Here is a 23,720-nt window from a genome sequence, read left to right as displayed (position 1 = left end):
TTGGTGTGCCACCCTGGCGTTCTAGTTTTAACTGTCTCACCCATTTATCCATAGTGGATTTACCTACGTTCATCGCCTTTGCAGCTTCGATGATGCTATGGTTTTTATCGAGGACTAATTGGGCAGCTTCAAGTTTGAATTCAGCACTAAATGTTTTTCTGGTTGTCGATCTCATGTGTTCACCTAAAGTCATCTACGAGGTAATAATATCACCTCTATTTAGGTGGCCAAAATTAGTGTGCCACTACAAACTTTCGTCTATATAGGGTTTACATAAGGTATATTTGAATGCGTATCACAAAAGAGGTAAGATCCGTGACGTGAGACATTATTCAAATGTCTTACCCACAATTGAACTTAAGGAAACACTTTGAAATCTAGCTTCGTAAGCCAACTGCCCGCCAGTAAAACTGTAAGCACTAGCTGTAAGAGCTGTAATCGCCTGACCGAGATCGAAGGTGAACTAGTGTGTTTTCGCGAAGGGCAGATCATTCGACTCACTTTGATAGATGAGTCAGTACCTAAATTGAATCTTTTATGTGAAGGTTGGAAAGCGGGGAAGTTGAACGGCGTAGCTTAATTCAGCCATATTTTATCTCTGGAGTCTCTCTAGAGCATCAAGAATAGAGGCTCACCTCTATTCTCGGACGTTCTCACCTAAACTGTACTAAAGCACTAGCGAACACACCTAACGCATACCCATAAAGTCACTTGTCGGCGCGTTCATATCGCGGATCACACCTGCCAGCACCATTTCTGGATTGACTTTAGCCAAGGTAAGTCGCCGAGTAGTAACCAACAGGCCCGCATTCAATTCAGCATGAATGCGTTGCAATGAATCATAATCAACACCACGTTTTTTCAATGTCGCCATGATGGCATACCAATCAGTGGCGACTTTTTCTTCTTTGCCTTCAATATTAGCTCTCAGTGTAATATTTTCCATGCCAGATCTCTTCCGATTGATGTGTTGGCATTGAGTATAGAGAGCCGAAGCTGAATAAAGACTGAACTGTATTACGCTATTAACTGCTCAGATGAGTATGTTGTTGCTCATTTTGTATCCGCCATAATTTGGCATAGAGACCATTTGCCAACAGCAAAGTCTGATGATTACCTTGCTCAACTATTTCTCCTTGGCTTAATACGACTATTTGATCGGCATCAACTATGGTCGATAACCTATGAGCCACCACTAGGCTAGTGTGCCCCTTAGCGACTTCCCGCAGTGCCGACAAAATAGCTTGCTCGGAGCGACTATCGAGTGAAGATGTCGCCTCATCAAACACCAGCACTGGCGAGCCCTTCAAAATGGCCCTTGCTATCGCGACCCGCTGTTTTTCTCCGCCAGATAGCTTTAAGCCGCGTTCACCCACCTTTGTGTCCCAACCAAGGGCAAGTGATGCAATAAATTGCTCTAAGTGCGCTAATTTAATAGCGTTACGCACCTCTTCATCCGTCGCGCTTGGGCGACCATAACGTATATTTTCGACTAATGAATCGTTAAACAGCACAGTATCCTGCGGCACTATGGCAATGGCACGCCGCAGCGCATCTTGGGTGAGATGGCGGATATCTTGTCCATCGATTTTAATCGCACCTTGGTCCACATCGTAAAATCGAAATAGCAGTTTAATCAGGGTCGATTTACCTGCACCACTATCACCTACAACAGCCACCTTTTTACCGGCTTCAACCTTAAAGCTCACGTCCCGCAGAATTTGCCGCTCATCGTAGCTAAAATTAACATTTTCAAATATCAACTCACCCTTAGTGGGTTGAAAATCGAGTGCTTGGGGTAAGTCGACTATCATAGGATGTTTATCAAGTAGGCTAAACATGCGCTCAATATTGGCTAACGCGCCGCGAATTTCGCGATACACAAAACCTAAGAAGTTAAGGGGTAAAAAGAGCTGCATCATAAACGCATTAATCAACACAAAATCACCTAAGGTCATATCGCCATAAGTAACTCTGTATGCCGCCAACGCCATCATAGCCGTCATCGCCAAAGCGATAATGACAGCTTGTCCACCATTGAGCGCAAACAAAGATAAGCGGTTTTTACGTTTGGCGACTTCCCACTGTTCAAGCGCTTGGTCATAGCGCTGCGACTCATACTTTTCATTATTAAAATACTTCACCGTTTCATAGTTCAGCAAGCTGTCGATGGCGCGGGTATTCGATAACGAGTCAGCCTTGGCCGCATCACGTACATACTCAGTACGCCATTCGGTCGCGACCACAGAAAAAATAATATAAGCCAGCACAGCAACAAAAGTGATAGCCGCAAACGCAATGCCATAGTTATAGAAGAAAATGCCGATCACCATGACAATTTCGAGCAAGGTTGGCACTATGTTGAACACCATAAAACGCATGAGGAAACTCACGCCGCTGGTGCCGCGTTCAATATCGCGGGATAGGCCACCGGTTTTGCGCTCTAGATGAAAGTCGAGGTCCAGTCGGTGTAAATGGTCGAATACTGCTAAGCCTAAACGGCGGATCGCCCGCTCGGTTACGCGGCCAAACAAGGTATCGCGGATCTCCCCCGTAATCGCCGTTAGTAAACGTACCGCACCATAGGCCAACACTAATCCTACGGGCACACTGAGGGCTTGCGCGGTTTTATCGGCATCTAAGGTGTCGACCAAATGCTTCAGAATAAAAGGTAGAGCCACGCTGGTCAGCTTAGCGATGATGAGGCATGACATCGCCAGCGCAATACGACCTTTGTATTCCAATAAGTAAGGCCAAAGCAGTTTCATGACGTGCCAGTTTAATTTATCGACTGGACCTTCAAAATATAACGTTGGGCGCATAAGACATAACCTTGAATGAGTTATGCCAATTGTAACAGTTCACACCGAACATAAGCTAAGCGAAACTAGCAAAGTCTGAATAAAATCAATCAGATTATCCTGACAGACAAATAGACTTATTCACGACATACTCAGCTGCTATTTTGATTGCATTTAAAGTCAAAACATCATACTTACGCATTACACTGGCGTATTCACAATAAATGAATTTATACTGATTTGTGTTCAGGCATGTACCGTTTTACTTAACCTCAGAGCCGTATGTAGGAGGATAAGAGTGCAATGGAAGAAGGCTTGGCACAGAGTTGCTGCTGTTGATTATTTTTGCAGTTTTGCCCAAAATGCCATGGAGGCGGTTATACAAATCAATAGAATTTGTTAACCTCTACGCGCTAGATTTTGCGATTCATACGCCCAAGTTCTAGCGAGAACATTAAGACAAACAAATTAAATTAAGATCAAAGGAAGCTTTATGTTGGATTCCGCTAAAGTTCAATACCCGCCATTACCACTGATCCAAACTTGGGTGTGGATGATGATCGAATCAGGCAATCCAGAGATACAAGATAAAGGTAGAAACAACCTTATTGCCGCCTTTGGTAGCTTAGCCAAAGCAAATGAATACATTGTTGAAATAAGCAATAAATAGATAAAACAAAGGCGCCGGGATAGCGCCTTTGTTTTTACTTAACCCGCAATCGTTAACGGCTAACTCAGGTATAGTTGCGGTTTATGTTCGCTCGAGCAGACAATTAAACCTGACGGCGTTCGATAATGCTTTGGTTCAAAATGGCTAACAGACGCTCGGTATCATCCCAACCAATACACGCATCGGTAATACTCTGCCCATAGCATAACTCTTGACCTTCAATAAGATCTTGACGACCTTCCACTAAATGGCTTTCTACCATAACACCAAAAATAGCAGTATTTCCCGCCGCCACTTGTCCAGCAACATCTTCAGCAACCACTAACTGACGTTGATACTCTTTACTACTATTCGCATGGCTAAAGTCGATCATGATGTTGTCGGCAAGCTTTGCTTTTAACAATTGCTGGCTAATCTCAGTGACATGCGGCGCGCTATAATTGGGCTCGCGGCCCCCCCGTAAAATAATGTGGCAATCAGGATTGCCCTTAGTCGAAACGATCGCCGAATGGCCCAACTTAGTCACAGATAAAAAATGGTGTGGTGCATTGGCAGCACCTATCGCATCAATAGCAACTTTGATCGTACCATCAGTACCATTTTTAAAGCCGACCGGACAAGAAAGACCCGAGGCTAACTCTCTGTGTACTTGAGATTCTGTCGTACGGGCGCCAATGGCTCCCCAGCACATTAAATCAGCCATATATTGTGGGGTGATCATGTCAAGAAACTCACCCGCGGTTGGCATACCGCTGTCGTTCAAATCCACTAATAATTTACGGGCGGTGCGTAAACCATCATTGAGTTTAAAGCTGTTATCCATGTAAGGATCGTTAATCAGCCCCTTCCAACCCACTGTGGTTCTTGGTTTTTCAAAATACACTCGCATCACAATTTCGAGTTGATCTTTATAACGTTCACGCAGTGAGACCAAACGCTGTCCATATTCCAACGCAGCTTTGGGATCGTGGATAGAACAAGGCCCAATCACCACTAATAGACGATCATCAGACTTAGCCAGAATATTATGGATACTATTACGCGCATTAAACACAGTCGCAGAGGCTTTTTCGGAAGCAGGAAATCGTTCAAGAATCGCGATAGGTGGAAGTAACTCTTTTACTTCTTTAATGCGAACGTCATCATTTTGGTAATACATAATTTTACTGCTCCAACGCTGGTGTTTTAGGCTATTTCTATCGCTGCGATAAGGGATCTCAACTGCAATACTGAGTTCAATTTATCGAGTCTCAAGCGCCAATGCAACCAAGTTGTCTCCATTTCAAAAAATCAAATATAACTTATTGTTTTAATATATTTTAAAAAAATAAAAATTCAAATATGCCAGCTAACTCACAGCCTTGATGAACAAAATCGAATATGGCGGATAAAAAGGAATAAACATATTTGCTGCAAGTGTATTTAGGTGCCCTATATTAGCAAGCAAAGATGTTTACCCGTAATAAGCATAATTGATGGCCAACTCTCAATAGAAAAAAGCGGACAAATGCTAATGCTGTAACATGACTTGTAACTTGCTCTGATAGCGTTGACGCTCTGACTCATCTCGGCTCAAAGCCAAGGCTTTATCCATATTCAGTTTGGCACGCTTTTCGTCCCCCAGCGCCCAGTAGGTTTTAGATAAACCGAAGAAGAACTCATGACGATAATCCGCTTTTGCCAACGCCCTTTGATACCAAGCCAAGGCTTCATCGTATTGATGCTCATCATAGGCTTGCTGCCCCATGTCATAGTAATAATAGGGATTACGTATTCGCGCTAATTCAAGCACTTTATTAATTTCGGCCCATTCATCAAGCCGCCCCTGATCCCCTAAAATCAAGGCTAAGTTATAAAGCGTTGTCAGATTTTTCGCATCAAACTTGAGTGCATAGCGATAAACCTGTTCGGCCCGCTTTTCATCACCTTTATGCCGGTAAATAATGGCGAGCGTGTTGAGTGAAGGCACAAACTGGCCGACTTTTAAACCCACTTTAATCAAGGCATAGGCCCTGTCTAAATCACCGTTCACCAAAGACTCTGCCGCCATATTGTTGTAAAACATGCTGATTAAGGTCTGCCGATCCACTTGGGTTTTACCGTATCCCCGTAGAGCTCGCTCTGGCATAAAGTCCACTAAAACTGCGGTAGATGACACATAAACTGAATGTGCGTTTTCAGGTGGACGTAAGCGTAAATTCACATGCCCATTGATTAAATAGAAATCACCTTGCTTATCCCATACGGGTTCTATCGCAATATCTTGATACTCAGCACTCACATTCAATATGTCCGCTAACGCAGAAGTCATGACCACTAAAGACATGCAATTACCCGCCCTTTGGGCATAGGTTTCACGGGCAATTTGGGTCAGATTATCTTGATATAGAAAATCAATGTTAGCGCTATTGGTTTGACTCGCATTGATATAACTAGCTAGCCATTCATTGGCTAACATGTTGTTATTATGTGACAAAGTGTATATCCCATAGCGACGTTTTACGTCTGTCACAACCTCGGGGGGCAGATAAAAGATATCCGCAACAGAAGGAATATCGGCCACAGGGGTAAACAGTGAATCGGCAAGTAACGACTCAAGATCCGACGGATTAGGCTCAATGGTCGTCGAGCTACAAGCAAACAATTGACTGAATACAACGCTCAAGATCGTACTCAAGTATACGGCTCGGAATAGTTTCGACATACGCCCTCCCACACCATTAGCTCCTATTTGAGCTTATTACAAATGGTGAAAAAGACGACATAAAATGGTTACAAAAAATGATAATCGCGATCGATTGAAAATAATTGCAAATAATTTAACGAATTAACTATTGTGAAGGTCGGTCAACTTCTATGTATAACTCACGCTGCTGATAATCATACGGCCGATAGTTATGCTCCCCACAGGTAAAATGTCGATAGGGTTTCATGACTGTAACGCAACCTGAGGGTAAAGCCTGCAAAATTTGGATTTGCTGCTGGCGACGAAGCGACTCCTGCCATTCAAAATCCTTGAGCACTTGATCACGCACGGCAAAGGCATCGACAGGCTCACTTGAGCGATTAACGATCACTTCTCCTGCAAAGGCAGAAACCGATATCCAGCCAGAAATGACGATAAGACTTAGTCGCGAAAATTGACCTATTGTTTTTATATTCAAGCTCATAGAACACTCCTTAATTTATACAAGAAAACAGAATTGCTCAGTAATTAAGCTTGCGACCCAGTGCTTAAACTTCAATCACATTGATTACCCATAAAAAAGCAGAGCCTAGGCTCTGCTTCACTATCCCTCGATCCAAGCTAAGTATCAAGGTGAATCACGCGTTAATGTGCAAGTTTAATCAGCCCGCATTTTTGACCGTAACAAACTCAGGATAGGCATCAATACCGCAGTCAGAAGCATCCATACCGTTGTATTCTTCTTCCTCAGTAACACGGATCCCCATGGTTATCTTAATCACATACCAGACTGCAAATGATGAGCAGAATACCCAAGTGAAAATGATCGCTGCCCCCGTCAACTGTCCGGTAATAGTTGCATTGGCATTGGATAATGGCACACACATTAAACCAAGGAAACCAGCCACACCATGTACTGAAATCGCACCGACGGGATCGTCGATCTTAATGCGATCTAAGCCCACAATCGAGAACACCACCACGCCGCCCGCCACTAAACCAATCACACCCGCCATTAACAATGAAGGCGAGAGAGGATCTGCCGTAATTGCCACTAATCCAGCCAAAATACCGTTAAGGATCATGGTCAAATCCGCTTTGCCCCAAATCATCTTACACACGATAAGAGCTGAGATGGCACCAAAAGCCGCTGCAGTATTAGTATTCACAAACACTTTCGCCACTGAGCTTGCATTCGCCGCATCCGACACCATTAATTGCGAGCCGCCGTTAAAGCCAAACCAGCCCATCCACAGAATAAACATACCTAAGGTTGCCATTGGCAAGTTAGAGCCTGGAATAGGATTCACTTGGCCATTAGGCCCGTATTTACCCTTACGCGCACCGAGCAATATCACGCCAGCAATCGCCGCGGTCGCCCCCGTCATATGCACAATACCGCTACCAGCAAAGTCTACAAAGCCCAGTTTAGCGATAAAACCTTGGCCCCAAGTCCAATAACCTTCTACTGGATAGATAACCGCTGTCATCACCACAGAAAAGAACAAGAAAGCCCACAACTTCATCCGTTCCGCCACAGCACCAGAGACAATTGACATCGCCGTTGCCACAAATACAACTTGGAAGAAGAAGTCAGATTCTAATGCATGGCTCGCATCTGCTGATTGCGAACCAATTAAGGTGCCAATTGACGGTAACCAGCCACCTTCAGTGTTATCCACATACATGATGTTGTAGCCAACCAACAGATACATCACACAGGCAATCGCGTACAGCACAACGTTCTTAGTTAAAATTTCAGTGGTATTTTTAGAGCGAACTAAACCCGCTTCTAACATAGCGAATCCCGCCGCCATCCACATGACTAAAGCGCCAGAAATCAAAAAGTAAAAGGTATCGAGTGCAAAGCGTAGTTCAGTGACTGTGCCGCCTAATTTCGTTAATTCTTCCATTGTCAGCCCCTTATAGCGCTTCAGTATCAAGTTCACCCGTACGGATACGGATAGCATGTTCTAAATCAACGACGAAGATCTTACCGTCACCAATTTTCCCCGTATGGGCCGCAGTGGTAATGGCCTCAATCAACATGTCGAGATTTTCAGCCTTAGTGGCAATTTCTAGTTTTACTTTTGGCAAAAAATCCACCTGATACTCGGCGCCGCGATACAACTCTGTATGCCCTTTCTGACGGCCAAAACCTTTCACTTCGGTCACCGTCATGCCCTCAATACCAATTCCGGCGATAGCTTCACGGACATCATCCAACTTAAACGGCTTGATGATAGCGCTGACTAGTTTCATCCTGACCTCCAAAAAAACGCGATTGTTATTAACTTGTATCAAAGGTAATTCAATCATTAGGCCAACAATTTAATCTATTGATTATTATTGGTTTAAATTTTTTAACACTATTTTTTAAGGTTAAAAACGCACCATAATCGAGCACTAACTGGTGCGATGCACTCTTTTAGTGAGCAGTTTAAGTGCGGCAGCTATTCGACCTTAGGCCTATTGGTAACAAGGTTAAATTAGGGTCTACTGGGGGAAGCGTAAATCGAGATGAAATCTGAGCATCACAACACAAGCTCTTAGACAAAAGCGAAGATCATCACTAAGACAATCATCAAGCGCAGAAGGAAGGCCCGATGTTAAAACCAGAAGAATGTGTTCTCGTTATCGTCGATGTGCAAGGAAAACTTGCACAAATCATGGATAACAGTGACAAGCTGCATCAACAACTACAGACCTTAATCCAAGGCGCACAATTATTTGAAATTCCCATACTGTGGTTAGAACAGCTACCCGATAAACTCGGAGCAACTAGCCCTGAGCTGCAAACCTTACTTGCGAAAACCAGCTCACCCATTGCCAAGCAGCATTTTAGCGGCTGGCACTGTGACGCGTTTGCAAAGGCATTAACTAAGACGAATCGCAAACACGTCATACTCGCGGGTATTGAAACCCATGTGTGTGTTTACCAAACCTGTTGTGACCTTATCGAGCAGCAATATTCGGTGCATTTAGTCGCCGATTGCGTATCGTCACGCAGTACTGAGAATAAACAACTCGGGATCCAAATGATGACGGCCAGGGGCGCCCTATTAACTAACGTAGAATCGTTATTATTTGAATTACAACATCAAGCCCAAGGCGAGCGGTTTAGGGCGTTATTAAAACTGATCAAATAGCGACTTAGCCCGTGGTATTTCTTCAGCCAGCATGACCAACGCCTGACATTACTCGATATTTTTTTCCATAAAAAAGCCCCCGCTGAGTCAGCGAGGGCTTTTATTTACATGAGGGGTTAGCTCATATTGAAAACTCAACCGCGATTGATTAAAACCTACTTATAAGTGGCTTCGCGTTTTTTCGCTTCTTCATCCCACTTAGGTAACATGTCTTTCTTAAATGCTTCTTTCTCAGCATTCATCTTTTTCATGTCCATACCTAAGGCTGCTTGTGCTTTAGCTTTAGTAGAGATATCAGGAATCGCAACAGGATCTGTGATGCCTTTTTTACCGAGTAATTGCGCTAACTTCACACGAGCATCAGCAGCTTTACTTACCGAAGTTCCCAGAATACGCAATGCTTCATCCGGTGCGTGAGCTGCAACACCATGGGAAGCAATCGCTAAATCCCAACGCCATTGTGAGTGGCGGATATCTGTCAGTATGGGTTTCATTTCTTCTTCAGTTGCGCCAGCTTTCCACGCAGCCTCTGCTTCAAAGTGTGCTTTGACTAATTGCTCTTCCGCTTTCAACTTCATTTCTTTGACTTTGGCTTTACGCTCATTAGTCACGCCAACCAAAAACTCTTTAGTCTGGCTATGGCAAGTTGCACAGGTTTCTTCAAAACGGTCGAATGGATTGCCCACTTTATGATCGGTAAACTTCTTACCTTCAGCACTGGTCACTTTTGGCATGTGACAGTCAACGCAACTCACATTATTCATGCCATGAATACCCATTTTCCAGGTTTCATACTCTGGATGCTGGGCTTTTAACATTGGTGTCTTAGAAAGGGCGTGTGTCCAATCAGAAAATTGGATTGAGTCATAGTAGACTTCCATTTTTTCAACTGTTGTACCCATATCCCAAGGGAATTTAACAAAATTCTTTTTGTCGTCAGTTTTCTCAAAATAATACTCAACGTGGCACTGAGCACATACCATTGATTCTTTATCTTGTTTAGACGCTTTGCTGAAAGGTGTACCTATAGCTTCAAAAGCACGGTCTGCATAAGGGCGTGAAATACGTAACTTTGGAGAGCTTTTTTCATGGCAATCACCACAACCAATGGTATTTGTCACTTCAGGGCCACCCTTTGACCACTTACCTTTGAAGTAACCATCTTCGCCTTGCTCTTCAATCAAGCGAGGTACGTCAGGGCTCTTACAGCTCCAACATGCCATCGGCATAGGACCATCTTCCGCATTAGCGGGTGCACCTGTACGTAGCGTGTTACGCACGTCAGTTACCGCATACATGTGGCCGCGTGGTGCATTATAATCTTTAGCAAAACCATAACCCGCCCATAAGATCACCATATTAGGATCTTGTGCAAGTGCATCCACTAGTTCTTCACTTTTAGCGGTATCATGCCAGCTACTGTATTGATTCTTAAATTTATCTTTATAAACTTCGTTGCGAGGCTCTGTTTTATCACTCGCCATTGCGCCCGCTGCCATGAAGCTGGCGGCAACCAGTGCACTCAGTGCAAAGGACTTACCTGTCATCTTCTTCATCATCTCATCTCCGTGTTGCATTATTGTTGTAAATCACGACATCTCCATGGTCAAACTTAGTGATTTAACCCTGCTAAAAATATACCTCTTAGGGGGTATCTAGGTTGAAGTTTGCGCTAGATCAAAATGTAAAGGTGTTGTTGTTCACATTTCTATACTTTTGTTAATGTATTACATTATTTTCTAATGTAAAAACCACTGCAAAGTGCCATAACAGCGGCCATCAAAATGAACAGCGGATTAATGAAACGAGGTAGTCTAACCTCAAAAATCTTAGGATTAATGTTAGTACTTATTCTGCTCTCTAGTAGTTTATCGACTTTTGCTATCATCAATTTGTCCTACAGCTTAGGCGACGCCAAGGCGATTAATGCCTCAGGGTCGCTGAGGATGCAAAGCTATCGGTTAATGTTTTACGCCAACTCAGGCAGTGATGCTGCGCAGAATAAAATTACCGAATTCGAAAATACGCTCTATTCCGACACATTAAAGCCCTCGGAAAGTTGGTTTAGTCCGCCAGAAATTGCTGCTCAATATCAGCTTGTCATCGATAAATGGCTGGTGATGAAACACTACATAGAACAAGAAAACTCCCGCGATTATGTCGCCTCACTGAAGGACTTTGTTGATACCATAGATTTACTGGTGCTTGAGATGGAGCACTACGCCGCCTTTAAACTCAGGCTCCTTGCCGCCAGCCAAATATTAGGCTTAGGCGTCATGCTCATTATCGCTTTTGTGGCCGTGCGTTTTACAAAGAAGAAAGTGGTGATCCCGCTGCAAAAATTAATGGAATCGGCCAACACGATTTCTAAGGGTAATTTTGAAATTGAAATGCCCGAGACCGAATACATTGAACTCACAGCGCTGACCCATGCCCTACAAAAAACAGCTAAGGAACTCGCGACGCTTTATGGCAACTTAGAATCGCAGGTAGCAGAAAAAACCTTAGCGCTGACAAGGGCCAACAACGAGCTGGCATTCTTATATGATAACCTACTGACATTAAACGCAAATAAACTCGATTACAAGGCTCTCAAGGCGGCGCTGAATCAGTTAAAAGGCTATGAATCACTCGACTACCTAAGACTCATCATTCAATACCCAGAGCAAGAGCTTGAAGTGATTGAGGCCGATGGTGGCTGGCCAGATATGACTCAAGAGAGCACCCGTTTCCCACTGCAATTTGAGCAGGCTAATTTAGGCTATTTAGAGTTAATTGCCGACCAAACACCCAATATCGCCTTGTTTAACAATTTCGCAATTATGTTGACGCGCTCAATCGTGATCCACAATGCCACAGAGCAAAGACAGCAACTGGCGCTAATGGAGGAACGTGGCGTAATTGCCCGAGAGCTGCACGACTCTTTAGGTCAAGTGCTATCTTTCCTAAAAATCCAAATTAGCTTATTACGCAAAAACTTAGATTGCAGTTGCCGCAGTCCAATCGTTGAGGCGCAGCTAACCGAAATCAACGAAGGTGTAAGCACTGCCTACGTGCAGCTCAGGGAGTTACTATCCACCTTTAGGCTCACAATTAAAGAACCCGATCTAAAAAGTGCTTTAGAGGCTATGCTTGAGCAACTCAGGACAAAGACGAATATAAAGATAACCTTAGACTATAAACTTGCGCCACAATGGCTAGAGGCAAAGCAACACATCCACATACTGCAGATCACGCGAGAAGCGACGTTAAACGCCATCAAACACGCCGAGGCCAACCTCATTAACATCCATTGCTATAAGGATGACGAGGGTATGGTCAATATTGATGTTTGTGATAACGGCATAGGTATTGGACATTTAAAAGAACGAGATCAACATTTTGGCATAGGTATAATGCATGAACGAGCCAGTAAACTTTCAGGTAAAGTCGTGTTCAGCGACAATGATTTAAAGAGATTTAAACCTGCTATGGCAACCACGACTGAGCAAGGATGCAATGCACAAGACGACGCACTCAAACCTAACAGCCCACTAAACCTTGTGCAGCACAGCAAAGGGTCAAGTGGCACTAGAGTGACGCTTATTTTCCCATCTCAACAGGAGCCTTCAAATGGGTAAACCTTATTCCGTACTGGTGGTCGATGACCATCCCCTCTTGCGCAAAGGCATCTGCCAGCTCATCGCTTCAGATCCTGACTTCAGCCTATTTGGCGAAGCCGGTAGTGGTTTAGACGCATTAACCGCAGTGGTCACCGATGAACCCGACATCATATTGCTCGATCTGAATATGAAAGGCATGACAGGCCTAGATACCCTCAACGCCATGCGCCAAGAAGGTGTTACCTCACGCATAGTAATTCTCACCGTTTCCGATGCAAAACAGGATGTTATCCGTTTACTTCGCGCTGGAGCCGACGGCTATTTGCTTAAAGATACTGAGCCAGATTTGCTGCTCGAAAAACTCAAAAATGCTATGCTTGGCCACAGGGTGATCAGCGATGAAGTCGAGGAATATCTTTACGAACTTAAAAATGCGACCGATGAACAAGAATGGATTTCAAGCCTGACCCCAAGGGAGTTGCAAATTCTACAGCAACTGGCGGAAGGCTTAAGTAATCGCATGATTTCAGAGCATTTACACATTAGTGAAGGCACAGTTAAAGTGCACGTAAAAAACCTACTGCGTAAAGCCAATGCGAAATCGAGAACCGAAATGGCGGTGCGCTATCTGAATCATTAAAGATACAAAAATGAGCTTGGTATCGCGCAAACAATAAAGGCAATCCCATGATTGCCTTTATGTTTTTATCAAATAGAGATTAAATAAATGATTACAGACCTTTCTCGATAAATGTCTGCCAACTCAATAGCGCCTGCTCAAAATCCTCAAGGCCACAATAAGCTTCTGACTCAGCATCATAGAGTGACATAGCCTCTTCTAATTCATATTCTTGCTCAAAGCCTAAGGTATTGGCAAAGACTCGCGCCTGTTCACGCTCTAACTCTAAGGTAAAATCATTACCAACAAGACGCCATGAACCTCGTTTATCGGCTTGAATTTCTTTTATCACACCCAACACTTGCTGAATTTTAGCTAACTCAGTCCCTAATTCTTCCGTAAACCATTGCCCAAGCACTTCATGATCCATGCTAAAGCTAGCCAAAAAAGTGCCAGTTAAACTGTTACGCCGAAATTCGTATTCCATTTTATTGTCTCTTTGATCTAAGCCTACTAATGCTAATTTTAACCTATCCTTGGCTAAGTTGCTTGCATCACTCAGCACATCAAATTTATGTCAATTAACGTTTACCTCATGTCGTTAAGCATAAGTACTGACTTCATTTTCATGACAAAATCAGTTAGTTTGTTTGGATGATTTTGAAAGTTAAATGGAATGCGATATGCACGAAGGGTTTATCTACAGTTTAGTGCTAAGCGGCGCCCAAGCGGGTTCCACCTTGAGCCTAGAACAGATCGAAAAATGGGATCCTCAGGATGGCCTACTCTGGTTACACCTTCGCTATCGCAATAAAAAGGCACGCCACTGGATACTCAATAGCGGTCTGCCTAAGGTCGAAAGTGATGCCCTACTCGCCCAAGACACTCGTCCCCGTGCAGTGATAACAGGTGAAGGCATATTACTCGCGTTACGCGGCGTCAACCTCAACCCCAATTCAGCTCCAGAAGACATGGTGGCCGTGCGTATCTATGCCGATAAACAGCGGATCATATCCACCTGCGATCGCGAGTTACAGTCGGTCAAAGATGTCGCCGAGCTGATCCTTGAGGGAAATGGGCCTACAACTACGGGGGACTTTATCGTCGCAATCTGCGAACGACTGACCAATCGTAAAGTCGAGTTTATTGATAAATTAGAAGAACAACTCTCTGATTTAGAAGAACTAGTCGTCTCAGGCAATGTGAAAGACTTACGTACCGATATCGCCGAACTGCGCCGTCAAACTGTGGCCATTCGCCGCTATTTAGCCCCACAGCGCGAAGCATTCTCGAAAATGATTTCTGAGCAATTTAGCCTATTTAAAGATACTGAGCGACTCAAGCTGAGGGAAACAAACGATAAACTTATCCGCACCATTGAAGATCTCGATGCCCTGCGCGATAGGGCCAATGTGACTCAAGAAGAATTACTCAGTCAGCAGTCGGAGCAACTCAACAAACGCTTATATTTCTTATCCTTAGTGTCAGCAATCTTCTTACCGCTAGGCTTTTTAACAGGCTTACTTGGGGTCAATATTGGCGGGATACCGGGCGCGGACAACACTTGGGCCTTCGCCACCTTCTGCGGCATATTAATCTCACTCGTCGCCCTGCAAATGGCACTGTTTTATCGATTCAAGTGGTTATAGCCACCTTAAAACAACGCCAATCGATTAGGATTGGCGTTGTTTTCTCTCAGTCCCATAAGCTAATTGTTATGGGCTAATGCTTACGAGCTAATTTTTATAATTTAGGCTGGAATGTCGGCAACTCAAAAACATGAGTCATGACTTTATAAAGCTCTGTTCCTTGGTGCACAGACGCCGAAGCAAAGTGCAAAATAGGCACACAGTCCTGGGGCAAACAGACCGTCTTTAGCTCATCTGCCGTACCGTATAAATCCATACGCAGTAAATTGACTAAGGGCTGCCCCGCAGCCAGTGGCTCACCCACAGGTGCGAGATATTCCACTAGTCCTGAACTTGGCGCGTGATACTTTTTATAGTCTTTAAGGTAACAACCAAAGCGCGACATTTTAGCAGGCGCAACGGTTTCAGCTATTACGCCTCTGTGGCTTAAATACGCCAAAATCCCTTGAGCATCAACCAACGCATCCTCAAGACAGACACGCTCTTGACTCGCCAATTCTAAGGTTAACGCCGACACAGCAACGGCTAGATCGCGCCCCTGTGCTTTTGCAAAATCACTCAATTGCCACCAAGGACAAAACGCCGCCTCATCCATGGCGCCACCAAAGGCATTGGGGATAATGAGCGTATAAGGGATCGACAAAAACTGCGCAGCAGCTAAGTCATATTCAGGACAATACAAGTGCTTACAAGACTTAGGACCTGTGTGCAGATCGAGCACTATATCCGCGCCATGGGCCATAATCTGCAGATTAACCGCGAGCCTATGGCCAGTAGTAATGCCCCATTCATGACGCAATTTTTGCTGACAAGCTTCAACCAAAGTACTGCGATAGGCTTGGATCAGCTCGCTATCACTCAGCTTGGCATGTTCCCCATACCAAGTCGGTAAATCGATAGCATGATTCAAATACTCACGATTCCAATTCGCGCCCGTAATAGGATCAAATCGGCCAAGGGTAAACTCACCACTTTTTTGGTTGATCCCGAGTGGATTGGCCAATGGCACTAAGGTGATTTCGCCGCGGATGTCACAGTGTTCAAGCTGCTTCATCAACTGATAAATCACCGCATTCCCTTGTACTTCAGCACCGTGGACATTGGCTTGAATATACACTTTGGGGCCAGTCGCCTTATCGTCACTCGGCTTGAAATGGTAGATAGGCAAAGTGAGTGCTTGCCCTGCGGCAAGCTCCCCGATTTGCAGAGACGATGTTGTCGGCAACATACTAAACGCCTTCGAACAGATTTTGATGCAGCGATTTAACCACTTGTGCCGCTTCCGCTTCGGCCACTAACACACACAGATTATGTGGGCTGGCACCTTGGCAAATCATCCGCACATTGTGTGGCTCTAACACTTCAAATACACGGCGACAGATACCCGGTGTCGTCGCAATACGATTACCGATAATCGCCACTAAGGCCAATCCATCTTCAACTCGCACACGACAATGCTGTGATAATTCTTGCAGCAATGCCTCACTCAACAGACCTTGTCCACTTGAATCTGAACCGGTTTTATCGAGGGTTAGAGACACATTCACTTCTGATGTGGTAATCAAATCCACACTGATCTTATGTCGCGCTAATGTCGCAAAGGTTTCCGCTAAAAAGCCCTGCGCATGCAACATTTGCAAGCTGTGAAGATTTAACAGGGTTTGATCGCGGCGCAAAGCCACAGCGCGGAATACGGGCGCATCTTCCACTTGATGACGGATCCAAGTTCCGCCCTTTTCAGGCTCTTTACTTGAACCCACAAACACTTGAATTTGCTGACGAACGGCAGGAAGAATAGTCGCTGGATGCAATACCTTGGCACCAAAGGTCGCCATCTCGGCGGCTTCATTGAAACTGATCTCGGCAATCGGAAAGGCATTGGGCGCCAAACGAGGATCCGTTGTATAAATCCCCGCGACATCGGTCCAAATCTCTACCGCTGAGGCGCGTAACGCTTCAGCTAACAGTGCAGCAGAATAATCACTACCGCCGCGACCTAACGTGGTCGTTTGACCCGATTCATCGGCACCGATAAAGCCTTGTGTCACAATCACTTGCTCCGCTAACAGTGGCTGTAGATAATCACGAGCTAAAGTCGCAATCTTTTCAACCTGAGGTTCAGCGCGGCCAAAGTGGCTGTCAGTACGTAATACTCGGCGCACATCGAAGGCACTTGAGTTGACACCTTTCTCGCGGATCACCGCCGAAAACAACGCCGAAGAACATTGCTCACCGAGGGACAACAACTCATCCATAGTCGCTTTGCTGCGTTGTGATGCGAGCGCTTCACTCAATACCGACATGCGACTCAATAATTTATCTAATGCGGCGGCCACATCGTTAGGACGACCGAGCTTATCTAAAATCGCATATTGAATTTGGGCAATTTGTTTTAATCGCTGTAATCGGCCATCGTCGTTGATCGATTCTTGGGTCAATTCCACTAACAGATTAGTCACGCCGCTCGAAGCGCTGACCACGACTAAACGACAATGAGGATTAGCTAACACTATGTCTGCACAGCGATTCATAGCGTTATAGTCGGCAACTGAGGTGCCACCAAATTTTGCGACAACGAGGGACATTAGCGCACCTCCGTGAAACACGTAGGGCAACAAATAAATGCAGATTGAATAAGATATTGATTAACTAACATGATCACACTCCGAACTGACTTCGTTCGAAGAGCCTGGTGCTCAATGATAACGCACCCCAAAAGAAGGGAAACAGCAATCGTCACCAGAAGCTCTCCACCAATTACAGGTGACAATCGTCAGGATTCAGCCTGAGCGACCGACATAAACATGCAGCAACCATATCTATGCCTCGGCGTTAATCTCCCTCATCAGTCATCGCTGGAGTTTGTGCTCCTCTGACCGACTACCTAGTTAACGCTCCTCTTCTGTTCCTTTCCTAGGAAAGGGACGAAAAAAGTAGCAATAAACCCCTAATGAAGTCAATGCTAATTTCATAACAAATGAACAATTTAAATAAAATCTTTTGAAAACAACTAAATGTTCAAATCGGGTAGCTCGTATACCAGCTGCACATAATCTCTAAATTTGCCTAAACACACTTCATCATGTCCATCCAAGGTGCAAGGCACTAAGCTCACATCCCCTTGTTCGACAACATAAATCGCATATTGATTAAATTTCTTACCCAATTGCAATGCCATCGTTCTATCGATAAACACGGCCCAACTTTTTTCCATGTGGGATAAATCCGGTGCTGCGCCCACTAAAGCACGATAAGGGCTACCGAGTAATTCAATTTCACGGAGAAGTTGGCGATCGAGTAAACGGTTTTGGCTAGGAGAGAGAAGCTTTGAAGCGGGATTATGAGCGGTAATAACAGCAAAGGAAAAATCACAGGATAATGCTTGAGTCAGCAAAAACAACGGCGCTTGGTAACATTGCCACAAATTTTGAGTCGTATTGTCCATTGGTAGTCTAGTCGAAAAATGAACCCAAGCTAGTGTAGCAGAGTGATTGTAAAATCCAAAGAGGCGTGAACTGGCTCACAGGAATAAGAAATACATTAGTTATACTAATCAATAGCTAAAGTAAATATCATGGTAAAAACCCCTGCTCACCTAAAATTTGTTAACATTTCATTTGTTAACAAATGACTAAAACGAGTACAATGTACGTACTGGTGAGTTGAAACAGATTGAGCAAGATGCTTATCGTTCAATACAGTTTGTTACATATATCGCTTAAAGTAACGTGAACTGACCGGGCATCTGTTTAAAATCTGTTCTACATTTGATTTGTCTTTTAAACATTTAAAAAAAACAATAGTTAAGGAACTTATTCTAACTATTGCTTATCGAAGTTGGTACTGATTACGTTTTCTCGTATTACACTTAAACGTGCACTTAATCTACATCAAGATATAGATGTCACCGTAAAGATTTTCCTTTTGAGCACAAAGCAGTTCAAGGAAGTATCAACGCTTTTATGAATATAAGAGCCCGAAGTAAGTTGCTCTTATTGGTTAGTATAAACTGATTAAAATTTAGGTAAATAATATGCAAAATCCGCACATTCTGATCGTTGAAGATGAAGCCGTTACCCGTAACACGCTGAGAAGTATTTTCGAGGCAGAAGGGTATGTGGTAACTGAGGCCAATGATGGCGCAGAAATGCATAAGGCTATGCAGGAAAACAAAATTAACTTGGTCGTTATGGACATTAACTTGCCAGGTAAGAATGGTCTATTGTTGGCACGTGAACTACGTGAAATCAACAACATCGGTCTTATCTTCCTGACAGGTCGTGACAACGAAGTCGACAAAATTCTTGGACTTGAAATTGGCGCGGACGATTATATTACCAAGCCGTTCAACCCACGTGAATTAACGATTCGTGCTCGTAACCTTCTGACTCGTGTCAACAGCGCTGGCGCTGAAGTCGAAGAAAAGAGCTCAGTAGAATACTACCGCTTCAATGATTGGAGCTTAGAGATCAACAGCCGTTCATTAGTGAGCCCACAGGGTGAATCTTACAAACTGCCACGTAGCGAGTTCCGCGCTATGCTGCACTTTGTTGAAAACCCAGGCAAAATTTTGACTCGTGCCGATCTACTGATGAAAATGACTGGCCGTGAACTTAAGCCACACGATCGTACCGTAGACGTGACTATCCGTCGTATCCGTAAGCATTTCGAAAGCTTGCCAGATACGCCAGAAATCATCGCAACTATTCACGGTGAAGGCTATCGTTTTTGCGGTAACTTAGAAGGCTAATAGCCCGCTAAGCAACCCGCATTAGAAACTGGATTGGTTTGATAAAAATCAATTCACAAAAAACCAGATCCTAGGATCTGGTTTTTTTATGCCTGCTATTTGGCGTTTTTCAACTGCCTATCGAGGAAATCTGCCAGTGAGCGATATAAGTGATTACGCACTTTCTCGCCACGCATCGAATGTTTAGATCCAGGATAATCGATCATCTGGAACAGTTTGCCCTCATCCTGCAACGCCTTATAAACCCGAGTGCTGTTTTCAAACAAGACGTTATCATCGGCCATGCCGTGATACATCAACAGACCCGATTGATAGTTTTTCACATAGGGAAACACGCTGCTGGCTTCATAACCCTTTTCATTCCCCTCGGGATGAGCTAAATAACGCTCAGTATAATGGGTGTCATATAAGCGCCAGTCGGTGACAGGAGCCCCCGAAATCGCGGCTTTAAAGTAATCGGGCGCCTTAAATAGACTCATCAAGGCCATGTAACCGCCGTAACTGTGGCCGTAAATTGCCACATTATCGGCATCGACAAATGGCAGACTGCGTAAATAGTCCACTCCCACTTTTTGATCCTTGACTTCAGCTTCACCCAAATGACGGTAAATCACTTGCTCAAACTTTGTGCCCCTGTGGGCGCTGCCGCGGTTATCCAACTGGAACACCACATAGCCTTGTTGCACCAGATACTGGGTAAAGTAGTCCTGCTCGCTCCAACTGTTGGTCACTAACTGTGCGTGCGGCCCACCGTAAACCCGCACGACGACAGGGTATTTCTTGCTCGCATCGAAGGGAACAGGTTTGAATAAACGGGTTTGCAACACTTGGCCATCTTCGGCTTTTAGTTCACCAAATTCAGGGATTTGCCACAGACCCGCATAGTCATATAAAGGATGGCCTTGCTTGACTTCATTTTGCTCAACCCAAGCCAGTTGTTGGCCCTTGTCACCGTGTAAACTGATCTGCGGTGGCTGAGATAAGCTATTGAAATAATCCAGATACACACTTTGATTGTCGGCAAACACAGGATCGTGCATGCCCGCTTGCTTGCTTACCCGCTCAACCTTGCCACCCGCTAAAGGCACGCGATAAAGTTGTTTCTCGATTGGCGTATCTTTGCGGCCAGTGAAATATACCCAACCAGCGGTTTCATCTATGTATTCCAACGCATCGACAGCCCACTCGCCCTGAGTCAATTGCGTTTTGAGTTTACCTTTTAAGTCAAACAGATACAGATGATTAAAACCATCACGCTCAGATGCCCAAATAAAGGCCGACTGCTGCTTTAAGAAGTGCAGATCGTTATTAAGGTTTACCCAAGCATCGCTGCGTTCTTTCACTAAGGTTTTTGGTTTAGTAAGCGCATCTAACGCCACCAGTTGCAAATCTAGCTTATGTTGATCGCGACTCTGCCACTGGAACGACAAATGTTTGCTATCGGGCAACCAATCGACCCGCGGCAGGTAAATATCTTTGCTCTTGTCTTCGTTGCTCTCTTCGCGCAGGGTCACCCAATTGATAGCCTTATCTTTTAACGTGACCACACCGAGGGCGATATCGACGTTGTTTTTGCCGGCATAGGGATAGCGCTGCTCAGTAAGTTTAATACCATCAGCATAGATTTCGTTACGGGTTACTTGCTCGACACCGGACTCATCAATACGGGTAAAGGCGATGGCCGATTCATCGGGCGCCCACCAATAACCTGTCATGCGATCCATTTCCTCCTGAGCGACAAACTCGGCCATGGCATTTTTAATAGCCCCGCCGCCATCGCTCGTCATAGCTTGGAGTTTTTTGGTCGCCAGATCTAACACATACAGATTTTGATCCCGCACGAAAGACACAAAATGCCCCTTGGGCGATAAGCGTGCATCTGTAGCAAACCCTTCGCCAATCGGCAATTGAGTCACGCTACTATCGGTAAGAGAAAAGTAATACAGATTACCAGCAGCCGGAATTAATAGCGCTTGGCTATCATCGGCCCAGAAGTACTCCATAATGCCTTCGCCATAAATACGTTGGCGCTCGCGGCGGGCTTTTTCTTCATCGGATAATTCATTGCTTGCCAACTTATCGGCATTGAGCAATAGGCTAGATTTGCCCGTCTTTACATCCATCTGCCAGAGATCATAAAAGTTTTGATTGTCTTTACGGCCAGTAAGATAGGTGACGCGCTGCCCATCGGGTGACAATTTTAAACCACGGGGACTAGTGCCTGCTAAGGCGGGCGAGGCATTCATTCGCTCAATCGTCAGTGGCAGTTTGCCGCCTTCCATTGCAAAAGCTGGGGGAATTGAAAACATAGCTGTCGAAATCATGGCCATTTGGCTCGCTATCAGTAGGGGAACGGCGCGCACCTTAAGTGAGCACGCAGGGAACCAAGTTAACCTATTTTTAATCATTATTATTCCTTGGGAGCATAATCGCCTAAGATGTCAGCGATTAAAAACAAGCCGACATTGTGCCAGAGGCAAACCCTAAATAGAAATAGCATGCAATATGCCGATACAAATTAGGCCCTTGCGCCAAGCTCAATCCAAATAATCCCAAAAAGCCCTAATATTCGCTAAAAGCATCAGCAACATCGCTGAAATTGTCGACTAACTGAGTTATCATTCGCGGCAAATAACGAAATTGACCTCATTGTTGAACCTCTAAAGGACATAACATGCAGACTCTGGCCCAGCACCTGACCTCACAGGCAGTGAACGACTCCCTCTCCCACCTAATTTTAACCTTAGCCGACACCTCAAAAGCCATTAGCCATGCCGTTCGCCACGGTGCGCTTGCAGGCGTGTTAGGCGCGACTGAGCAAGAAAACGTCCAAGGTGAAACCCAGAAAAAACTGGATATCATCACCAACGACATGCTCAAAGATGCCTTAAAAGCTGACGGTACAGTGCGCGGTTTAGCGTCGGAAGAAGAAGATCATGTGGTTGAAGTCAGCCGAAATGGTCAATATCTGGTATGTTTCGATCCACTTGATGGTTCATCTAATATCGATATCAACTCGTTAGTCGGCACCATTTTCTCCGTCCTGCCCGCCCCTGCTGGCGAGTTGACTGAAACCAGTTTTTTACAATCTGGCCGCGCACAATTAGCCGCAGGTTATGTACTTTATGGTCCATCAACCATGCTGGCATTAACCACAGGCCAAGGCGTGCAACTCTTTACTTTGCACCCCGAAACCAATGAGTTTTTACTGACTAACGCCGCCATGAGTATTAGCGCAGACACCGCCGAATTTGCCATTAACATGTCGAACCAACGTTTTTGGGAAGCGCCAATGCAAACCTATATTGCCGATTTACTGCTCGGTAAAATTGGCCCACGCGAAAAGTCATTCAACATGCGCTGGATTGCGGCCATGGTCGGCGATGTACACCGCGTGCTATCTCGCGGTGGTATTTTCACTTACCCAACCGACAATAAAGATCCGAAAAAGCCTTACAAACTGCGCTTGATGTACGAAGCCAACCCAATGGCTTTCTTAGTCGAACAAGCTGGCGGCAAAGCCTCAACGGGTTATGAAACCATTTTAGATATTCAACCAACTCAAATTCACCAACGTGTTGCCGTCATCCTAGGCAGCAGCAACGAAGTCGACGCTTGCCTGAGCTATCACGGTATTGATTACAGCGAAGAGCCAAACATAGAAGAAGCGTAATCTCTTTCTAGCTGATTTATAGAGTAAAAAGCCACTGATTTCAGTGGCTTTTTACTTGGCTTATTGTTTCAAGCATCGAAAACAAATTCACATTGCTACTCCAGTGACACGCCATTAACTC

At 44.7% G+C, this 23,720-nt stretch carries 22 protein-coding genes and 1 riboswitch; of the genes, 8 read left to right on the top strand and 14 right to left on the bottom strand.

Translation table 11 applies throughout. The annotated features are described in order from the left end of the window. The coding region (locus tag L5L77_RS04645; protein WP_263148818.1) for a transposase at window positions 1–175 on the bottom strand (175 nt) is incomplete at its 3' end. A gap of 195 nt (window positions 176–370) precedes the next feature. On the opposite strand from L5L77_RS04645, the gene L5L77_RS04640 reads away from it, so the two are divergent. Further along, a complete protein-coding gene (locus L5L77_RS04640; RefSeq protein WP_105250224.1) occupies window positions 371–580 on the top strand; it encodes a hypothetical protein in 210 nt (69 codons plus the stop codon). A 108-nt stretch (window positions 581–688) separates the two neighbouring features. On the opposite strand, the gene L5L77_RS04635 is transcribed toward L5L77_RS04640, so the two are convergent. Both L5L77_RS04635 and L5L77_RS04630 read right to left on the bottom strand, forming a co-directional pair. Beyond that, a complete protein-coding gene (locus L5L77_RS04635; protein ID WP_105250225.1) occupies window positions 689–946 on the bottom strand; it encodes a hypothetical protein in 258 nt (85 codons plus the stop codon). A gap of 79 nt (window positions 947–1,025) precedes the next feature. Next, a complete protein-coding gene (locus tag L5L77_RS04630) occupies window positions 1,026–2,822 on the bottom strand; it encodes an ABCB family ABC transporter ATP-binding protein/permease (protein ID WP_263184471.1) in 1,797 nt (598 codons plus the stop codon). 472 nt (window positions 2,823–3,294) lie between these two features. Between L5L77_RS04630 and L5L77_RS04625 the strand changes: the two genes are divergently transcribed. Continuing rightward, complete coding sequence (locus L5L77_RS04625; protein WP_105250227.1) at window positions 3,295–3,471, top strand: hypothetical protein; 177 nt, start codon at window positions 3,295–3,297, stop codon at window positions 3,469–3,471. 103 nt (window positions 3,472–3,574) lie between these two features. On the opposite strand, the gene aroG is transcribed toward L5L77_RS04625, so the two are convergent. The 5 genes from aroG to L5L77_RS04600 form a co-directional block, all read right to left on the bottom strand. Continuing rightward, on the bottom strand, window positions 3,575–4,630 hold the full coding sequence (gene aroG / locus L5L77_RS04620; protein WP_131525191.1) for a 3-deoxy-7-phosphoheptulonate synthase AroG: 1,056 nt from the start codon (window positions 4,628–4,630) through the stop codon (window positions 3,575–3,577). A 351-nt stretch (window positions 4,631–4,981) separates the two neighbouring features. Next, window positions 4,982–6,175 (bottom strand): tetratricopeptide repeat protein, encoded by a 1,194-nt coding sequence (locus L5L77_RS04615; RefSeq protein ID WP_263184472.1) that lies wholly within the window; start codon window positions 6,173–6,175, stop codon window positions 4,982–4,984. 127 nt (window positions 6,176–6,302) lie between these two features. After that, complete coding sequence (locus L5L77_RS04610) at window positions 6,303–6,641, bottom strand: hypothetical protein (protein WP_168824642.1); 339 nt, start codon at window positions 6,639–6,641, stop codon at window positions 6,303–6,305. A 178-nt stretch (window positions 6,642–6,819) separates the two neighbouring features. Then, window positions 6,820–8,070, bottom strand: coding sequence for an ammonium transporter (locus L5L77_RS04605; RefSeq protein ID WP_028761801.1), 1,251 nt, complete (start codon window positions 8,068–8,070; stop codon window positions 6,820–6,822). Window positions 8,071–8,080: 10 nt separating this feature from the next. Beyond that, on the bottom strand, window positions 8,081–8,419 hold the full coding sequence (locus L5L77_RS04600; protein WP_028761800.1) for a P-II family nitrogen regulator: 339 nt from the start codon (window positions 8,417–8,419) through the stop codon (window positions 8,081–8,083). Window positions 8,420–8,763: 344 nt separating this feature from the next. Between L5L77_RS04600 and L5L77_RS04595 the strand changes: the two genes are divergently transcribed. Beyond that, entirely contained in the window at window positions 8,764–9,306 is a 543-nt protein-coding gene (locus L5L77_RS04595; RefSeq protein WP_263184476.1) for a hydrolase, read from the top strand. Between the two features lie 155 nt (window positions 9,307–9,461). Here the strand turns inward: L5L77_RS04595 and nrfA are convergent, their stop codons facing one another. Further along, a complete protein-coding gene (nrfA, locus tag L5L77_RS04590; RefSeq protein ID WP_263184477.1) occupies window positions 9,462–10,865 on the bottom strand; it encodes an ammonia-forming nitrite reductase cytochrome c552 subunit in 1,404 nt (467 codons plus the stop codon). A gap of 225 nt (window positions 10,866–11,090) precedes the next feature. Between nrfA and narQ the strand changes: the two genes are divergently transcribed. Then, window positions 11,091–12,926 (top strand): nitrate/nitrite two-component system sensor histidine kinase NarQ, encoded by a 1,836-nt coding sequence (gene narQ / locus L5L77_RS04585; protein ID WP_263184478.1) that lies wholly within the window; start codon window positions 11,091–11,093, stop codon window positions 12,924–12,926. Beyond that, window positions 12,919–13,548: a response regulator gene (locus L5L77_RS04580; protein ID WP_263184479.1), complete on the top strand. Its 630-nt coding sequence runs from the start codon at window positions 12,919–12,921 to the stop codon at window positions 13,546–13,548. Before narQ ends, L5L77_RS04580 begins: the two co-directional genes overlap by 8 nt. A 91-nt stretch (window positions 13,549–13,639) precedes the next feature. Here L5L77_RS04580 and L5L77_RS04575 read toward each other — a convergent pair whose 3' ends face one another. Then, window positions 13,640–14,014, bottom strand: coding sequence for a YacL family protein (locus L5L77_RS04575; protein ID WP_198571932.1), 375 nt, complete (start codon window positions 14,012–14,014; stop codon window positions 13,640–13,642). A gap of 196 nt (window positions 14,015–14,210) precedes the next feature. On the opposite strand from L5L77_RS04575, the gene L5L77_RS04570 reads away from it, so the two are divergent. After that, complete coding sequence (locus tag L5L77_RS04570; protein WP_131525184.1) at window positions 14,211–15,176, top strand: zinc transporter ZntB; 966 nt, start codon at window positions 14,211–14,213, stop codon at window positions 15,174–15,176. A gap of 94 nt (window positions 15,177–15,270) precedes the next feature. On the opposite strand, the gene L5L77_RS04565 is transcribed toward L5L77_RS04570, so the two are convergent. The 3 genes from L5L77_RS04565 to L5L77_RS04555 form a co-directional block, all read right to left on the bottom strand. Beyond that, window positions 15,271–16,404, bottom strand: a complete 1,134-nt coding sequence (locus L5L77_RS04565; protein ID WP_263192647.1) for a succinylglutamate desuccinylase/aspartoacylase family protein — start codon at window positions 16,402–16,404, stop codon at window positions 15,271–15,273. Between the two features lies 1 nt (window position 16,405). Next, window positions 16,406–17,761: a lysine-sensitive aspartokinase 3 gene (lysC, locus tag L5L77_RS04560; protein ID WP_263163590.1), complete on the bottom strand. Its 1,356-nt coding sequence runs from the start codon at window positions 17,759–17,761 to the stop codon at window positions 16,406–16,408. A gap of 150 nt (window positions 17,762–17,911) precedes the next feature. Next, a riboswitch (Lysine riboswitch) is annotated at window positions 17,912–18,086 on the bottom strand. A gap of 100 nt (window positions 18,087–18,186) precedes the next feature. Continuing rightward, window positions 18,187–18,621, bottom strand: a complete 435-nt coding sequence (locus L5L77_RS04555; RefSeq protein WP_173247481.1) for a DUF3293 domain-containing protein — start codon at window positions 18,619–18,621, stop codon at window positions 18,187–18,189. Window positions 18,622–19,209: 588 nt separating this feature from the next. On the opposite strand from L5L77_RS04555, the gene arcA reads away from it, so the two are divergent. Continuing rightward, window positions 19,210–19,926: a two-component system response regulator ArcA gene (gene arcA / locus L5L77_RS04550; RefSeq protein ID WP_006080127.1), complete on the top strand. Its 717-nt coding sequence runs from the start codon at window positions 19,210–19,212 to the stop codon at window positions 19,924–19,926. 95 nt (window positions 19,927–20,021) lie between these two features. On the opposite strand, the gene L5L77_RS04545 is transcribed toward arcA, so the two are convergent. Continuing rightward, window positions 20,022–22,334: a S9 family peptidase gene (locus L5L77_RS04545; RefSeq protein WP_263222165.1), complete on the bottom strand. Its 2,313-nt coding sequence runs from the start codon at window positions 22,332–22,334 to the stop codon at window positions 20,022–20,024. A gap of 266 nt (window positions 22,335–22,600) precedes the next feature. On the opposite strand from L5L77_RS04545, the gene L5L77_RS04540 reads away from it, so the two are divergent. Next, window positions 22,601–23,599 carry a class 1 fructose-bisphosphatase gene (locus L5L77_RS04540; protein WP_263222163.1) on the top strand — a complete coding sequence of 333 codons (999 nt, stop codon included), beginning with the start codon at window positions 22,601–22,603 and terminating at the stop codon, window positions 23,597–23,599. Window positions 23,600–23,720 lie beyond the last annotated feature (121 nt).

The organism is Shewanella sp. SM29, from assembly GCF_025654245.1.
GTDB classification, from domain to species: domain Bacteria; phylum Pseudomonadota; class Gammaproteobacteria; order Enterobacterales; family Shewanellaceae; genus Shewanella; species Shewanella oncorhynchi.
Note: the sequence above shows the minus strand (reverse complement) of the source record. Positions and strands in the feature narration are given on the sequence as shown.

What these genes read in the sequence shown, in the direction of transcription:
- L5L77_RS04635 (WP_105250225.1), bottom strand. Translation starts at nt 946, where the DNA reads ATGGAAAATATTACACTGAGAGCTAATATTGAAGGCAAAGAAGAAAAA.
- L5L77_RS04630 (WP_263184471.1), bottom strand. Translation starts at nt 2,822, where the DNA reads ATGCGCCCAACGTTATATTTTGAAGGTCCAGTCGATAAATTAAACTGG.
- L5L77_RS04625 (WP_105250227.1), top strand. Translation starts at nt 3,295, where the DNA reads ATGTTGGATTCCGCTAAAGTTCAATACCCGCCATTACCACTGATCCAA.
- aroG (WP_131525191.1), bottom strand. Translation starts at nt 4,630, where the DNA reads ATGTATTACCAAAATGATGACGTTCGCATTAAAGAAGTAAAAGAGTTA.
- L5L77_RS04615 (WP_263184472.1), bottom strand. Translation starts at nt 6,175, where the DNA reads ATGTCGAAACTATTCCGAGCCGTATACTTGAGTACGATCTTGAGCGTT.
- L5L77_RS04610 (WP_168824642.1), bottom strand. Translation starts at nt 6,641, where the DNA reads ATGAGCTTGAATATAAAAACAATAGGTCAATTTTCGCGACTAAGTCTT.
- L5L77_RS04605 (WP_028761801.1), bottom strand. Translation starts at nt 8,070, where the DNA reads ATGGAAGAATTAACGAAATTAGGCGGCACAGTCACTGAACTACGCTTT.
- L5L77_RS04600 (WP_028761800.1), bottom strand. Translation starts at nt 8,419, where the DNA reads ATGAAACTAGTCAGCGCTATCATCAAGCCGTTTAAGTTGGATGATGTC.
- L5L77_RS04595 (WP_263184476.1), top strand. Translation starts at nt 8,764, where the DNA reads ATGTTAAAACCAGAAGAATGTGTTCTCGTTATCGTCGATGTGCAAGGA.
- nrfA (WP_263184477.1), bottom strand. Translation starts at nt 10,865, where the DNA reads ATGATGAAGAAGATGACAGGTAAGTCCTTTGCACTGAGTGCACTGGTT.
- narQ (WP_263184478.1), top strand. Translation starts at nt 11,091, where the DNA reads ATGAACAGCGGATTAATGAAACGAGGTAGTCTAACCTCAAAAATCTTA.
- L5L77_RS04580 (WP_263184479.1), top strand. Translation starts at nt 12,919, where the DNA reads ATGGGTAAACCTTATTCCGTACTGGTGGTCGATGACCATCCCCTCTTG.
- L5L77_RS04575 (WP_198571932.1), bottom strand. Translation starts at nt 14,014, where the DNA reads ATGGAATACGAATTTCGGCGTAACAGTTTAACTGGCACTTTTTTGGCT.
- L5L77_RS04570 (WP_131525184.1), top strand. Translation starts at nt 14,211, where the DNA reads ATGCACGAAGGGTTTATCTACAGTTTAGTGCTAAGCGGCGCCCAAGCG.
- L5L77_RS04565 (WP_263192647.1), bottom strand. Translation starts at nt 16,404, where the DNA reads ATGTTGCCGACAACATCGTCTCTGCAAATCGGGGAGCTTGCCGCAGGG.
- lysC (WP_263163590.1), bottom strand. Translation starts at nt 17,761, where the DNA reads ATGTCCCTCGTTGTCGCAAAATTTGGTGGCACCTCAGTTGCCGACTAT.
- L5L77_RS04555 (WP_173247481.1), bottom strand. Translation starts at nt 18,621, where the DNA reads ATGGACAATACGACTCAAAATTTGTGGCAATGTTACCAAGCGCCGTTG.
- arcA (WP_006080127.1), top strand. Translation starts at nt 19,210, where the DNA reads ATGCAAAATCCGCACATTCTGATCGTTGAAGATGAAGCCGTTACCCGT.
- L5L77_RS04545 (WP_263222165.1), bottom strand. Translation starts at nt 22,334, where the DNA reads ATGATTAAAAATAGGTTAACTTGGTTCCCTGCGTGCTCACTTAAGGTG.
- L5L77_RS04540 (WP_263222163.1), top strand. Translation starts at nt 22,601, where the DNA reads ATGCAGACTCTGGCCCAGCACCTGACCTCACAGGCAGTGAACGACTCC.